Annotated in this window: 13 protein-coding genes; 11 read left to right on the top strand and 2 right to left on the bottom strand. The window is 42.2% G+C overall.

The window, feature by feature from the left end; translation table 11 throughout:
• Window positions 1-279: 279 nt before the first annotated feature.
• A complete protein-coding gene (locus A7985_RS04850) occupies window positions 280-927 on the bottom strand; it encodes an HAD family hydrolase (protein ID WP_065789299.1) in 648 nt (215 codons plus the stop codon).
• A complete protein-coding gene (gene ubiG / locus A7985_RS04845; RefSeq protein WP_065789298.1) occupies window positions 924-1634 on the bottom strand; it encodes a bifunctional 2-polyprenyl-6-hydroxyphenol methylase/3-demethylubiquinol 3-O-methyltransferase UbiG in 711 nt (236 codons plus the stop codon). Before ubiG ends, A7985_RS04850 begins: the two co-directional genes overlap by 4 nt.
• A gap of 181 nt (window positions 1635-1815) precedes the next feature.
• On the opposite strand from ubiG, the gene gyrA reads away from it, so the two are divergent.
• The 11 genes from gyrA (at window position 1816) to A7985_RS04790 (ending at window position 15104) form a co-directional block, all read left to right on the top strand.
• The gene (gene gyrA, locus A7985_RS04840) at window positions 1816-4494 is read left to right on the top strand and encodes a DNA gyrase subunit A (protein WP_065789297.1); all 2679 of its coding nucleotides are present in this window, start codon (window positions 1816-1818) and stop codon (window positions 4492-4494) included.
• A 184-nt stretch (window positions 4495-4678) separates the two neighbouring features.
• Window positions 4679-5761: a 3-phosphoserine/phosphohydroxythreonine transaminase gene (serC, locus tag A7985_RS04835; RefSeq protein ID WP_065789296.1), complete on the top strand. Its 1083-nt coding sequence runs from the start codon at window positions 4679-4681 to the stop codon at window positions 5759-5761.
• Window positions 5761-7041, top strand: coding sequence for a 3-phosphoshikimate 1-carboxyvinyltransferase (gene aroA / locus A7985_RS04830; RefSeq protein ID WP_065789295.1), 1281 nt, complete (start codon window positions 5761-5763; stop codon window positions 7039-7041). Before serC ends, aroA begins: the two co-directional genes overlap by 1 nt.
• Window positions 7042-7195: 154 nt before the next feature.
• A complete protein-coding gene (cmk, locus tag A7985_RS04825) occupies window positions 7196-7903 on the top strand; it encodes a (d)CMP kinase (protein WP_065789294.1) in 708 nt (235 codons plus the stop codon).
• Between the two features lie 97 nt (window positions 7904-8000).
• Window positions 8001-9668 (top strand): 30S ribosomal protein S1, encoded by a 1668-nt coding sequence (gene rpsA / locus A7985_RS04820; RefSeq protein ID WP_065789293.1) that lies wholly within the window; start codon window positions 8001-8003, stop codon window positions 9666-9668.
• A 60-nt stretch (window positions 9669-9728) separates the two neighbouring features.
• A complete protein-coding gene (ihfB, locus tag A7985_RS04815) occupies window positions 9729-10019 on the top strand; it encodes an integration host factor subunit beta (protein ID WP_063357208.1) in 291 nt (96 codons plus the stop codon).
• Between the two features lie 48 nt (window positions 10020-10067).
• Entirely contained in the window at window positions 10068-10304 is a 237-nt protein-coding gene (locus tag A7985_RS04810; RefSeq protein WP_348772429.1) for a LapA family protein, read from the top strand.
• Window positions 10301-11437 carry a lipopolysaccharide assembly protein LapB gene (locus tag A7985_RS04805; protein WP_065789292.1) on the top strand — a complete coding sequence of 379 codons (1137 nt, stop codon included), beginning with the start codon at window positions 10301-10303 and terminating at the stop codon, window positions 11435-11437. The genes A7985_RS04810 and A7985_RS04805 overlap by 4 nt, the downstream gene beginning before the upstream one ends.
• 37 nt (window positions 11438-11474) lie before the next feature.
• The gene (gene pyrF, locus A7985_RS04800; protein ID WP_065789291.1) at window positions 11475-12179 is read left to right on the top strand and encodes an orotidine-5'-phosphate decarboxylase; all 705 of its coding nucleotides are present in this window, start codon (window positions 11475-11477) and stop codon (window positions 12177-12179) included.
• 149 nt (window positions 12180-12328) lie between these two features.
• On the top strand, window positions 12329-13651 hold the full coding sequence (locus tag A7985_RS04795) for a DASH family cryptochrome (RefSeq protein WP_065789290.1): 1323 nt from the start codon (window positions 12329-12331) through the stop codon (window positions 13649-13651).
• A 4-nt stretch (window positions 13652-13655) separates the two neighbouring features.
• Complete coding sequence (locus tag A7985_RS04790; protein ID WP_065789289.1) at window positions 13656-15104, top strand: cryptochrome/deoxyribodipyrimidine photo-lyase family protein; 1449 nt, start codon at window positions 13656-13658, stop codon at window positions 15102-15104.
• Window positions 15105-15106 lie beyond the last annotated feature (2 nt).

Genomic DNA, 15106 nt, shown 5'->3' with positions numbered 1-15106 from the left:
ATGGTGCCTATTTGAAAGTGCATCACAAGATAGTGTGGTTGTTTTAATTTTGCAATAGAACAACTGAGCTCAGATTGTGGATAACATTGGGATAAATTCGTCGTGTTAGTGTGTACTAACCTTTAATTATCCACGATGTCTGAGCCCTTAAAAAAATCAACTTCAATACAGCGATTTTTGTCTTTTTTTGGCAAAAAAACTGACTGATTTTTTTATGTTCAATTTTCTTCGCAATTAAGTGTAAGACACAATATGTAGTGTCTCAAACTAAATTACACACTATATGTGCGAAATTATCTCCACAGGGTGGCTTAGATTTAATTCCGCCCCCCATGAGATAGCTTCCTCAAGAGAAGGTATAAAGCCCCATAGTGCTGAGACTGAACGCATTTGCGCTGCATGTGCTGCTTCTATATCTCTTTGTGCATCTCCAACATAAATACATTGTTGGGGGTCTACGCCAAGTTGCTTTGCAACCAAAAGTAGTGGTTCAGGGTGAGGTTTGGCAACTTTGAGTGTATCACCGCATACTACGGCCTCGATATGGCAGAGGTCTGGGATCTGTTTTAGCAGTGGTTTGGTCAAAAATTCTGGCTTGTTTGTCATGATGCCCACTGCGATGTCCAGTGATTCAAGTTTTTGCAATAATTCTGCTATGCCATCAAAACAAAAAGAGTGCACAGCTATATTTTTCTCATAGCTGTCTAGTACTTGTTGTCTGAGTGACTCGACATCGTAGCGATTTAGCTCTTCACCAAACCCAACCTCAAGTAAAGCTTTTACACCATTTGAAATCGCTGGGCTGTAATCTTTTTTAGATACGATGGGCCTATTGTGCTTTCGTAGCACTTGATTTAGTGCGCTCCCTAAATCTTCACTAGTATTTAGCAAAGTTCCATCTAAATCGAATATTACGGCTTTGGTCATGCTAATTTCTCAAAATGAAGGAGGTAATTAACACTCACGTCGTCGCTCAGTGTAAATGTTTTAGTGAAAGGGTTATAGCTGATCCCCGCTGAATGACGCACCTTTAAACCGTGTTGTTCTGCCCAACCAATCAAAGTAGAAGGTCGAATAAACTTGTTGTGGTCATGTGTACCTTCAGGCACCATCTTAAGCAATTTCTCTGCTGCAACCACTGCCAACAAATACGCTTTGTGTGTTTTATTCAGGGTCGAAAAGAATACGCTCGCACCTGGTTTTGCGGCTTTAGCGACTGCAGCAATAATAGCTGAAGGGTCTGGCACGTGTTCCAGCATTTCCATACAGGTCACAACATCAAATTGTTCAGGGTTTTCGTCAGCGAACATTTCTGCCGGTATTTTTTTGTATTCGACAGAAATACCGCTTTCTAAGCTATGCAACTTAGCAACATTTAAGGGCTCTTGCCCCATATCAATACCGGTGGCTTCTGCCCCGAGCTTGGCCATACTTTCGGTCAAAATACCACCACCACAGCCAACATCGAGTACTTTCTTTGCAAAAAGCCCCGTACTTTTGTCATTAATAAAGTCCAGTCGTAGCGGATTGATGTCATGTAGAGGTTTAAATTCACCCTCTGTATCCCACCATCTTTCGGCGATTTCTTCGAATTTCGCGATTTCTTCGTGGTCTACATTTTGATGTTCGGTCATAAAAAGCTTCCTCGTTTATCTGGGCGCATTGTATTGGCTATTTATAAAAATACCAGACATTTTACGACTGCAAATTAGATTTACCTGTGTTAGTATCGGCAGCCGAATAAATAATAACTTAACCCTTTGGCACCAATAGTGTGACATAAAAGGGCAAGACTCTGAAGGAAAGTGGTATCAAATGACTGATCTCGCCAATGAAATCCTCCCGGTCAATATTGAAGATGAATTGAAAAATTCATACCTTGATTACGCGATGAGTGTAATCGTAGGGCGTGCATTGCCAGACGTACGTGACGGTTTGAAACCTGTTCACCGCCGTGTGCTTTTCGCAATGAACGAATTACGCAATGACTGGAACAAACCATATAAAAAATCAGCTCGTGTAGTCGGTGACGTTATCGGTAAATACCACCCTCATGGTGATAGTGCGGTTTACGATACAATTGTTCGTATGGCTCAGCCTTTCTCTCTTCGCTACATGCTCGTTGACGGTCAAGGTAACTTCGGTTCGGTTGATGGTGACTCTGCAGCTGCGATGCGTTATACCGAAGTTCGTATGGCTAAAATGTCCCATGAACTATTAGCTGACTTAGAAAAAGAAACGGTAGACTACGTACCTAACTATGATGGTACAGAGCAAATCCCAGATGTTTTACCGACCAAAGTGCCTAACTTATTAGTAAATGGTTCATCTGGTATTGCGGTAGGTATGGCGACGAACATTCCGCCGCACAACTTGACTGAAGTTATCAATGGCTGCTTGGCGATTATTCAAAACCCAGATATCACCATTGAAGAGTTAATTGAATATATTCCAGGCCCTGATTTCCCAACCGCAGCAATTATCAGCGGTAAAAAAGGGATTGAACAAGCTTATAAGACTGGTCGTGGTAAAGTTTATATCCGAGCTCGCGCAGAAATCGAAACTGACGAGAAAACGGGCAAAGAAACCATCATCGTTAATGAAATCCCTTATCAAGTTAACAAAGCAAGATTGATTGAGAAAATTGCTGAGTTAGTTAAAGACAAAAAAGTTGAAGGGATCAGTGCACTACGCGACGAGTCAGATAAAGACGGTATGCGTATTGTTATTGAGATTAAACGTGGCGAAGTAGGCGAAGTTGTCCTTAATAACTTATACGCGCAAACTCAGCTACAAACTGTGTTCGGTATGAACATGGTTGCTTTGGATAACAATCAGCCTAAGTGTTTCAACTTGAAAGAAATGCTAGAAGCGTTTGTTATTCACCGCCGTGAAGTTGTGACACGCCGAACAGTATATGACCTGCGTAAAGCGCGTGATAGAGCACACACTCTTGAAGGTCTGGCAATTGCACTTGCGAATATCGACCCGATTATAGAACTTATTAGAAAGTCTCCAACACCATCTGAAGCGAAAGCCGCGTTAACATCTCGCGCTTGGGAGCTTGGCTCAGTACAGCCAATGCTTGAAAGAGCCGGAGAGCAAAATGTTGCTAGACCGGATTGGTTGGCACCAGAGCTTGGTATTAGAGACGGTCAGTACTACCTATCAGAGCAACAAGCTCAGGCGATTCTAGACCTTCGTCTTCACAAGCTAACTGGCTTAGAGCATGAAAAGATCTTAGGTGAATACCAAGAGCTACTAGAGTTAATTGCAGAATTACTACTTATTCTTTCTTCTCCAGAGCGCTTAATGGAAGTTATCCGTGATGAGCTTGTAGAAATTAAAGAAGTATATGGTGACGAGCGTCGTACAGAAATCACGGCAGCAGCTCACGATATTAGCTTAGAAGACTTGATCAACGAAGAAGATGTTGTCGTAACGCTTTCTCACGAAGGCTACGTTAAGTATCAGCCACTATCAGATTACGAAGCACAGCGTCGTGGTGGTAAAGGTAAAGCAGCGACTAAGATGAAGGATGAAGATTTCATCGAGCGTCTACTTGTTGCGAATACACACGATACAATTCTTTGTTTCTCAACTGCGGGTCGTTTGTATTGGTTGAAGGTATATCAACTACCTCTTGCGTCTCGTCAGGCACGTGGTAAGCCAATCGTTAACTTATTGCCACTTGAGGCAGACGAACGCATTACAACAATCCTGCCAGTTCGTGAATACGAAGAAGACAAGTACGTATTAATGGCAACTGCGAACGGTACCGTTAAGAAAACACCATTGACAGCATACAGTCGTCAGCGCGCGAGCGGTATTATTGCAATCAACCTAAATGAAGGCGATAACCTGATTGGTGCAGACATCACCGATGGCAGCAACGACATCATGCTATTTACTGACCACGGTAAGGTGGTTCGTTTCAATGAAAAGCTACGTGACTCAGAAACTGGTGAAGTTAAGCTAGACCCTGAAACGGGTGAAGAAATGCTTGCACTGCGCCCAATGGGTCGTACCGCAACGGGTGTTCGTGGCATCAAGATGCCTGATGGCGTGAAAGTGGTTTCTTTGATTGTACCTAAGAACGATGGTGCTATCTTAACTGTGACTGAAAATGGTTATGGTAAGCGTACACCACTTGAAGAGTACCCAGCTAAGAGCCGTGCAACGCAAGGTGTTGTTTCTATCAAAGTAACAGAGCGTAACGGTAATGTTGTTGGCGCAGTGCAGGTAGAAGATAACAACGAAATCATGCTTATTTCGAATCGAGGTACGTTGGTGAGAACACGTGTTAACGAAGTGTCTACCGTGGGTCGAAACACACAAGGTGTTATCTTGATCCGTACCATTGAAGATGAGCAAGTAGTTGGGCTTCAGCGTATTGAAGAAATCGAAGTGGATGACCTCGAAGAGGGCGTCACTGACGAGGTGACTGGCGAGCAAGTGCCAGAAAATACACCTGAACAAGACTCAGAAGAATAATAAAAGCGGCTTAGGCCGCTTTTTTATTAAAAAAATTCAATCAAATTAAATTATTTAGCAAATAATTTTGTTTCATCAAACATCGTATTTGATGTAAATTCATAGACTACTATTTTATGTTCGGCGCGTTTAACCTGCAGAGCATTCGTCTTTTATAACGTCTTTTATTTGGAATGAGGAAAAAATGACCGTTTATAATTTTTGTGCGGGGCCAGCTATGTTGCCTCCAGCCGTAATGGAAAAGGCCCAATCTGAGTTTATTAATTGGCAAGGCCTCGGTGTTTCGGTAATGGAGATAAGCCACCGTTCTAAACCGTTTCTTGAGCTAGCAAAAGAGTGTGAAGCCAGTTTAAGAAGGCTAATGAATATTTCGGATGAATTTGAAGTCTTGTTTATGCATGGGGGTGGTCGTGGTCATTTTGCAGCCGTGCCGCTTAATTTGCATTTAGATGAGGCGCCAGGGGTTTATGTAGAAAATGGTATTTGGTCTGTGGGTGCTACCAAAGAAGGTGCTAAGTTTACTGCTGTAGAATCTTTGGACATCAGAACAGATGCTGAAGGAAAGTTCGATATTTTACCCGTAGAAAAGTGGGCATTACCTGAGAACGCATCATTCATTCATTATTGTCCTAACGAGACAATTGATGGCATAGAGATCTTTGATGTGCCTAAGCATCCGACCGCGCCGATTGTCGCGGATATGTCTTCAATGATTTTGTCACGTGAAATTAATGTGGACGACTTTGATCTGATTTATGCTGGTGCACAAAAGAATATTGGCCCCTCTGGATTAAGTATTGCGATTGTTCGTAAGTCTCTTTTAGAAAGAAAAGGTTTACCAAGGCCAGCTATCTTGGATTATGCAATCGAAGCGAAGCAAAACAGCATGTATAACACACCACCGACTTATGCATGGTATTTAGCTGCTGAGGTGTTCAAATACTTAGAATCAATTGGCGGCGTGCCTGCAATGGAGAAGCACAATAGAGAAAAGGCTGCGTTGCTATACGATTATATCGATAGTTCAGAGTTTTATTTCAATAAAGTGGCAACTGATTGTCGCTCGTTAATGAATGTCCCTTTCTGGCTAAAAGACGATGCTTTAAATGAGCAATTTTTAGCTGAAGCTGAGCAAAACGGCTTGATGGCACTCGAAGGACACCGTTTTGTAGGTGGTATGCGAGCCAGTATTTATAACGCAATGCCTAAAGAAGGCATTGAAGCCCTAATCGCATTTATGAAGCGATTTGCACAGGAGAATAGCTGATGGAACAACTCTCTCTCGAACCGATTAAAAAAGTAGCGGGTTCAGTCACTTTACCCGGCTCAAAAAGTTTGTCGAATCGCATTTTGTTGCTGGCGGCATTATGTGATGGTGTGACGGAAGTTAGAAACCTTTTGGACAGTGACGACATTCGTCACATGCTTGGTGCGCTCGATGAAATGGGCGTACAAGTTCAACTGAACGAAGACAAAACCGTGGCCACAGTACATGGCACAGGTGGCAAATTACTGACTCCTGAAGCGCCGCTATTTTTAGGAAATGCGGGTACCGCGTTTCGTCCTTTAACGGCGGTTTTAGCTGCGACAGAAGGGAAGTTCACTCTAACAGGTGAACCGAGAATGGAAGAAAGGCCAATTGGTCATTTAGTTGATGCGTTAGATGCTTTGGGAGCTGATGTAACCTACCTTAAAAATGCACATTATCCACCGTTAGAGATCGTAGGTAAAAATATTGCCGGTGGCAAAGTAGAAATTGACGGCAGTATTTCAAGCCAATTCTTAACTGCTTTGCTCATGGCCGCTCCTCTGTTTAAAGGTGACAGTGAAATCAAAATAGTTGGTGAGCTTGTCTCCAAACCTTATATCGACATCACACTTGGTGTAATGAAACATTTTGGTGTGGTTGTTGAACATGATAACTATCAAGTTTTTTATGTGAAAGGGAAACAAGGTTATCAATCTCCAGGAAGCATTATGGTTGAGGGGGACGCTTCTTCCGCTTCTTATTTTGTGGCAGCTGCTGCCATTGCAGGTGGAGAGATCGAAATCAATGGCGTTGGTCTATCAAGTGTCCAAGGCGATATTGGTTTTGCCAAAGTGATGGAACAGGTCGGCGCAGAAATAGAATGGTTTGACGAAAAGCTCGTTGTCAAAAAAGGGCAATTAAAAGGTGTTGATATAGATGCCAACGCTATTCCTGATGCTGCAATGACGCTGGCCACAGTTGCACTTTTTGCTGAAGGTAAAACGGCGATAAGAAATATTTACAACTGGCGTGTTAAAGAAACTGATAGGTTATTTGCGATGGCGACAGAGCTACGTAAAGTAGGGGCGGAAGTGGTCGAAGGTGAGGATTATATTGAAGTAACTCCACCTAAAGAGTTTAAATTAGCAGAAATCGACACATATAATGATCACCGAATCGCAATGTGTTTTTCAATGGTTGCAGTAGGCGGGAAGCCGGTGGTTATCAACGATCCTGGCTGCACCGCAAAAACATTCCCTACCTATTTTGAAGTACTGTCTTCTATCTCCCAGTTTTAAAGATTTAAATAGGTGTGCAATCGCACACCTATTACCCGAAAAGAATACAAATGTATCAACAGAACAAAAAGTTACATGTTGATAAGGATCTATTCATTAAACTTGCGTATAATAAGCGCCGATTTATATAAGGTGTGCATTTCAGGAGGTATTAATGCAGGCTGCAATGCCCGTAATCACCGTAGACGGCCCAAGCGGATCAGGCAAAGGGACTGTGTGTCGTTTGTTGGCTGAGAAACTAAATTGGGATGTTTTAGACAGTGGCGCAATTTATCGTGTGCTGTCTATAGCTGTGTTACATCATCAGATTGCTTTGGATAATGAAGAAGCACTCGTGCCACTTGCGGCAAACCTAGATGTTCAATTTATGATTGATAGCGAGACTAAGAAATCTAAAATTGTACTGGAAGGTGAAGATGTAACGAATACAATTCGCAATGAAGAAGTCGGCGCTACGGCATCAAAAATAGCAATGCTTCCTCGCGTTAGAGAAGCGCTATTGAGAAGACAAAGAGCTTTTAGCACCGAAAATGGCTTAATCGCAGATGGTCGCGATATGGGCACAGTTGTATTTCCTTCTGCTGAGCTGAAGATTTATCTAACGGCAAGTGCAGAAGAACGTGCTAACAGACGCTTTAATGAGTTGAAGGATAAGGGCCTTGATGTTACACTAGAGGGCCTTTTAGAAGATATTAAAGCTCGTGACGATAGAGATATGAATAGACCTGTTGCGCCATTAGTGCCAGCTGAAGACGCTATACATATAGATACCACGTTGCTTGATGCCGATGCAGTGTTTAAACAGGTTTTAAAGCTTGTTGAAGAGGCTGTATTAGCGGGAAAACTTCCAAAAGTTAGCTAATTTATTTCATATCACTGGCAGGGCTGCCGGTGTTTTTTTAACTACCCCATGCAGCATGGTTGCTTATTGGTACATTTATATATGAGACGTATTTAGTATGTCAGAAAATTTTGCGCAGTTATTTGAAGAAAGCCTAAAGGGTTTTGAAGCAGAGCAAGGCTCTATCGTTAAAGGTACAGTTATCTCTATCGAGAACAACATTGTTCTTGTTGATGCTGGCCTTAAGTCTGAAAGTGCAATCCCTGCAGAGCAATTCAAAAATGCTGCTGGTGAACTAGAAGTTGCTGTTGGCGACGAAGTAGACGTAGCACTAGATGCAATCGAAGACGGTTTCGGTGAAACTATCCTTTCTCGTGAGAAAGCGAAGCGTCACGAAGCTTGGATCCGTCTTGAGAAAGCATGTGAAGAGCAAGAGACTGTTATCGGTATTATCAACGGTAAAGTTAAAGGCGGTTTCACTGTTGAAGTTGATTCAATCCGTGCTTTCCTACCTGGTTCACTTGTTGATGTTCGTCCTGTACGTGACACTGCTCACCTTGAAGGTAAAGAGCTTGAGTTCAAAGTTATCAAGCTTGACCAGAAGCGTAACAACGTTGTTGTTTCTCGCCGTGCAGTTATCGAGTCTGAAAACTCTCAAGAGCGTGAAGAACTACTTGCTAACCTTGTTGAAGGTCAAGAAGTTAAAGGTATCGTTAAGAACCTTACAGACTACGGTGCATTCGTAGATCTAGGTGGTGTTGACGGTCTACTTCACATCACTGATATGGCTTGGAAGCGTGTTAAGCACCCATCTGAGATCGTAAATGTTGGTGACGAAATCGCTGTTAAAGTACTTAAGTTCGACAAAGAGAAGACTCGTGTTTCTCTAGGTCTTAAGCAACTTGGCGAAGATCCTTGGGCAGCTATCGCTGGTCGTTACCCAGAAGGCGCTAAGCTTACTGGTCGCGTAACTAACCTAACTGACTACGGTTGTTTCGTTGAGATCGAAGAAGGCGTTGAAGGCCTAGTTCACGTTTCAGAAATGGACTGGACTAACAAGAACATCCACCCTTCAAAAGTTGTTTCACTAGGTGATACTGTTGAAGTTATGGTTCTTGAAATCGACGAAGAACGTCGTCGTATTTCTCTAGGTCTTAAGCAGTGTAAAGCGAACCCTTGGCAGGAATTTGCTCGTCTACAAAACAAAGGCGACCAAGTTACTGGTAAGATCAAGTCAATCACTGACTTCGGTATCTTCATCGGTCTTGACGGCGGCATCGACGGCCTTGTACACCTTTCTGATATCTCTTGGAACACTCCAGGCGAAGAAGCTGTACGTGAGTACAAGAAAGGCGACGAGATCACTGCAATCGTTCTTCAGGTTGACCCAGAGCGTGAGCGTATCTCACTAGGCGTTAAGCAAATCGAAGCTGATCCTTTCAATAACTACCTAGACGCAAACAAAAAAGGTGCTATTGTTAAAGGTAAAGTGACTGAAGTTGACGCGAAAGGCGCAACTGTTGAGCTAGCTGAAGGCGTTGAAGGTTACATCCGTGTTGCTGACATCGCTCAAGAGCGCGTAGAAGATGCAACTTCTGTTGTTTCTGAAGGTGACGAACTAGAAGCTAAATTTGTAGGTGTTGACCGTAAGAACCGTGCGATCAGCCTATCTGTTAAAGCTATCTTCGAAGCTGAAGAGAAAGAAGCGCTAGAGAAGCTTAAGAAAGAAGAGCCTGCATTCGAAAATGCAATGGCTGCAGCTTTCAAAAACGCTCAGAAAGACTAATTTTTAAAGTCTAAACAAGAAGGGCACTTTTGCCCTTCTTTTTTACCTTAAGGAAACGTTATGACAAAGTCTGAATTAATAGAAAAACTTGCTGAACAGCATGCGCATGTTCCTGTTAAAGATGTAGAAAATGCAGTAAAAGAAGTTTTAGAACAAATGGCGGGTTCGCTGTCTGGATCAGATAGAATTGAAATCCGTGGCTTTGGCAGTTTCTCTCTACACTATCGTTCACCTAGAACCGGTCGTAACCCTAAAACTGGCGAAACTGTAGAGTTAGACGGTAAATATGTACCACACTTCAAGCCTGGTAAAGAGCTAAGAGATCGCGTAAACGCTAGTATTGAAGGCTAATTGGAGAAACCTAGTTTGGTTCGAGTTGTAAAAAAGGGACTATTGTTAGTGTTGCTGTTGGTGGCTTTTGTTGTAGGTACGCAAAATCCAGACCTTGTAGAGGTTAACTATATTGTTGCAAGTGCCAAAATGCCGTTGGCGACACTATTAAGCTTATGTCTTTTTACTGGTATTTTGGTAGGACTTTTGTTTAACCTGACATCTTTGGTCAAGCTGAAGCAAAAAAATCGTCAATTACATAAGGCAAACAACTTACTTCTGACTAAAAATCAAAGCCAGTCATGATAGAGCTTTTGTTCTTGTTGCTTCCTGTTGCTGCCGCTTATGGCTATGTAATGGGTAAAAATAGTGCTAAAAATTTAGCGCATGAGCAAAATAGAAAAATCACATCCGAATATAGTAAAGGCCTAAAATTTCTTCTTGATCGTGAAGAAGATCAAGGTCTTGAACATTTAATTCAGCTACTTGAAGTCTCCGCCGATTCCGTAGAGCACTATTTAACACTCGCGACACTCTTTAGAAAAAGAGGGGAGTTGGATAGAGCAATTAAAATCCATGAATTATTAATCGAGCAGCCTAACCTTGAAACTGAGCTAGTCAAATCGTGTCGACTGGAATTGGCTCAAGACTATGTCATGGCCGGGTTATTAGACAGTGCTGAGTCAAATCTTGTCGTGCTGGTTAAAGCCGGGTTTGCAGATGCAAGAGAGCCAATCATTCAGTTGTACTCTCAAACAAGAGACTGGGAAAAAGGCATTAATATGTATGAAGCCTACTCTGACTTGTTTGTAGATAAAAATAGCTGTTCTGCTATAGCAAACTTTTATTGTGAAGCCGCGCTGGAGTCAAACGATGTTTTGTTGTTAGACAAAGCAACCAAATTAACTCATCAAGCGATTAGACCGCTTTATGAATTAGGGTTAGACGCTTTTAATCGCCAAGATAATGTGAAGGCAATTTATTACTGGCGAAAACTACTTTCTGAATACCCTCAAATAGCACCTCTGATAATCAATGACTTACAAACCTGTTATAAATCTCTGAATATCGCATTAGAATATTATGAGTTAATTGAAGAGTTGCTCCCAAGTAGTGGTGTAACGATCAAAATTAAGCACTGCCAAGGTTTGATTGAGGCAGGTGAAACAGCCACAGCAATAGAGTTTCTAACAGATAGCTTAAAGAGAGAGCCATCTATTAGAGGCTTTAGCTACTTACTGCAATTGTTAAGTACTAAAAACGTTAAAATACAGGATGTGCTGGGTGAAATTGATCACTTGGTAACTTCGTATATCGCGACAAAACCTGACTACCAATGCCATAAATGCGGCTTTACTAGCCACAAGTTATATTGGTTGTGCCCATCTTGTAAAACATGGGAGTCAGTCGTTCCAAATCGTGGTTTAGATGGATACTAGATTTTCTTGATTCTTTTTGAATAAAAGTAAGGTAATTATGTCAAACATTGAACTAAAAAAAGTGCTAATTGCGTTGGATTATGATGACGAAAGTGCGGCATTAGAATTTGTTTCTCAACTGTCTCCGAATGAGTGTCGCCTTAAAGTTGGCAAAGAAATGTTTACCTACTTTGGCCCTCAATTCGTTAAAAAACTGGTTGATCTTGGGTTTGATGTATTTCTTGACCTTAAATTCCATGATATCCCTAACACGGTAGCAAAAGCAGTAACAGCTGCAGCTGAACTTGGTGTGTGGATGGTGAACGTACATGCCAGTGGCGGAACAGAAATGATGTCAAAAGCGAAAGAAGCTTTAACACAGTATGGTGACAAAGCGCCGCTTTTAATTGCAGTGACAGTTTTGACAAGCATGGATCAAGCACAATTGAGCAAGCTGGGTGTAGAAAAAACACCGCAAGAGCAAGTTTTGTATCTAGCTAAACTTGCTAAAGAATCTGGCTTAGACGGTGTTGTTTGTTCAGCACAAGAGGCAGAGTCTTTAAAAGCGGAGCTAGGAGACGAGTTTAAGCTAGTTACACCAGGAATAAGGCCTGCTGGCAGTGATGCAGGAGACCAAAAGCGTATCATGACTCCAGAAAAAGCCATTGCAGCTGGGAGTGATTATTTAGTTATTGGGCGTCCAATAACTAAAGCTGACGATCCTGCTCAGGCACTCAGAGCAATCAACTCAAGCATCGCTTAATTTTCATTCATGCCAATGTATAAACATATACATTGGCATTTCAAAATCTGAATACTTTTCCCTAATTCTTATCTATCGCTAATCTAAATACTTACTTCTTACGTATTGAGCATTGTTCAATAGCGTTATGGAATGGGTATTACGATACGATGAAAACAGCCCTTTACTGGTTCACAGAAGACTTGCGGATCAATGATAATATTACGTTAAATGCCACATTGTACGCGTGTGACAAGATATTGTTTGTCTATGTTTTAGATGAAAGCTTGTTAAAACCAATAAACTATAATCACGCGCAGATAGGTGCGAGTAAATTACGGTTTATAAAACAGTCCTTGTTGGACGTTTCTGAACAATTACAGCAGCTTGGATACGAGTTACTTGTTTTACGTGGTGACACACAAGCTGTTTTAAAAAAGCTTGTAAGTACTTTTAATGTCGATGTAATTGGCTGTCAATATTCCAGAGGGTTACAAGAGAGGCAAAGCCTATCAAGGTTGAAGGCACAGCTTCCTCAAGTACGTTTTATATGCCAAAACAATAACTTACTATTTGGCAGTAAACAGGTTGAAAGTAATGCACTGAACGGGTCTTTCTCTAAGTTTCGTAAAAAAATGGCACATACCATGGTGTATGAGCCGGTCGACAGTGCGCTCTCCGATACGCTTCCCATGCCTGTAAATGGCAGCAAAGTTGGGTTGGAGCAATGGAACTTGAACGAAGAAATCAGTACAGAGGGACAAACTCCTGCTTTTAAAGGCGGTGAGTCACAAGCCTGTTTTTTGATAGAAAAATATTTTAAATCACATGCCGCCTTGCGATACAAAGAGACGCGTAATGAGTTAGACGGGTACGACAACTCCACCAAGTTTAGTCCATACCTAGCGTCGGGTAATATATCACCAAGACAAATAGTGGCACGCTTAAAACGGTTCGAACAAACACATGGCGCTAATGACTCAACATATTGGATATTCTTTGAGTTGTTGTGGAGAGAGTTTTTTCATCATAAAGCGTTGGCAAAAGGCAGTAAATTGTTCGAATTTTCCGGGGAAGCGGGTAAGCGTCCTTTGACCACGTACTACCCTCAGCGATTTTCAAGCTGGTGCAATGGAGAAACCAGATACCCATTGGTTAATGCGTTAATGCGAGAGCTAAACACGACGGGGTTTATGTCAAACCGTGGGCGTCAAATTGTAGCCAGCTGTTTAGTTAATGAACTGCAAGTTGATTGGCGGTATGGCGCTGCTTATTTCCAGCAGCAACTCATAGATCATGATGTAGCTTCAAATTGGGGAAATTGGCAATACATCGCAGGAGTCGGTGACGACCCAAAAGGGGGAAGACACTTCAATATCGATAAACAAACTGCAATGTATGACCCCGAAGGAGAGTTTATTCGAAAATGGTCAACCAGCAATCCTATGGTGAATATAGAAGTCGATATGGTCGACTGGCCTCAAGAGAGCTAATGCTGTGCCTGTGAATATTGTCTGGTTGAAAAGAGATCTCAGGTTGACCGATCACCAAGCACTATTTAATGCCGTGAAACAAGGTGAGCCCGTTCTCCTTTTCTATTGTTTTGAACCCATTGCACTGCGCGACAAACACTCGTCTATGCGGCACTTTCAGTTTATAGCCCAGTCGTTGATAGATATTAAATCAAGATTGCCTGATGGTGCACTTTATTGTGCCTATGGGGATTGCTTGGCCGTATTAGAACAAATTCAAATGTCTGTGGGTATTAATGAGATTTTTAGTCACCAAGAAATTGGCCTTTCATACACTTTTGAACGAGACAAACACGTTGCCAGCTGGTGTGAGTCAAAAGCGATAGTCTGGCATGAATTCCCACAAGGCGCTGTAGTTAGAGGGCTTCGAGCAAGAACTAATTGGGACAAGAATTGGCAAAAAACGATGCGAGACTCAGTACTTGACGTTGATATCCAACAAGTTGATTTTTTCAGTGAAAAGCATAAATTTGATAATCATGTCGATTTAGATTTTTTTATTCGCGCACAAAGTATTAGCGGGTTTCAAACTGGAGGGGAAGGTATTGGGCGGCAAGTTTTGGCTTCTTTTTTTGAAAGTAGAGGAAAGGAATATGCATACTCTCTGTCTAGCCCAGAAAAGGCTGTAGAGCATTGCTCGCGGCTATCAACCTATCTCGCTTGGGGTAATTTGAGTTTACGCCAAGTTTATCAAGAAGTACTCAAAAACTGGAAAAAGCCATATTGGCGAAAAACACTGGTTGCTTTTACTTCTAGGCTCCACTGGCACTGTCACTTTATCCAAAAATTTGAAAGTGAATGTGACATGGAGTTCAGATGCGTGAATAGAGCCTATGAAAATATGCCCAGAGTTACAGGAAGCGCAGGTCTGGAGAGACTTGAGGCTTGGAAAAGCGGTAATACTGGGGTCCCAATGGTTGATGCCTGTATGAGGAGTTTGATCGCCACAGGTTATCTCAATTTTCGCATGCGCGCCATGCTCGTAAGTTTCTTGTGCCATCATTTAGAGCTGGATTGGCGTACCGGTGTAGCCCATTTGGCGAGGCTATTTCTAGACTTTGAACCGGGTATACATTACAGCCAATTCCAAATGCAGGCGGGTGTGACTGGTATCAACACAATCCGAATCTATAATCCTGTAAAGCAAGGGGAAGACAAAGACCCTGATGGCGACTTCGTTAAAAAGTGGGTTCCGGAGCTAGCTGATATACCGGCACCACTGGTACACAGCCCTTGGACGCTAACTGAAATGGAGCAGATGATGTATGGCATTGAACTTGGCGTCGATTACCCATTACCAGTTGTCGACCTTAAAGAGAGCTATTCAAAAGCGCAAGCTTTACTTTGGCAATGGAAAAGGCGTGATGATGTTATCAGTGAGGCAAAGCGTGTGCTTTCAATTCATGTTAGGTAAGT

The organism is Pseudoalteromonas luteoviolacea, from assembly GCF_001696455.1.
GTDB lineage: Bacteria > Pseudomonadota > Gammaproteobacteria > Enterobacterales > Alteromonadaceae > Pseudoalteromonas > Pseudoalteromonas luteoviolacea_C.
The sequence above is the reverse complement of the archived record's forward strand: the minus strand, read 5'-3'. Positions and strand labels throughout refer to the sequence as shown.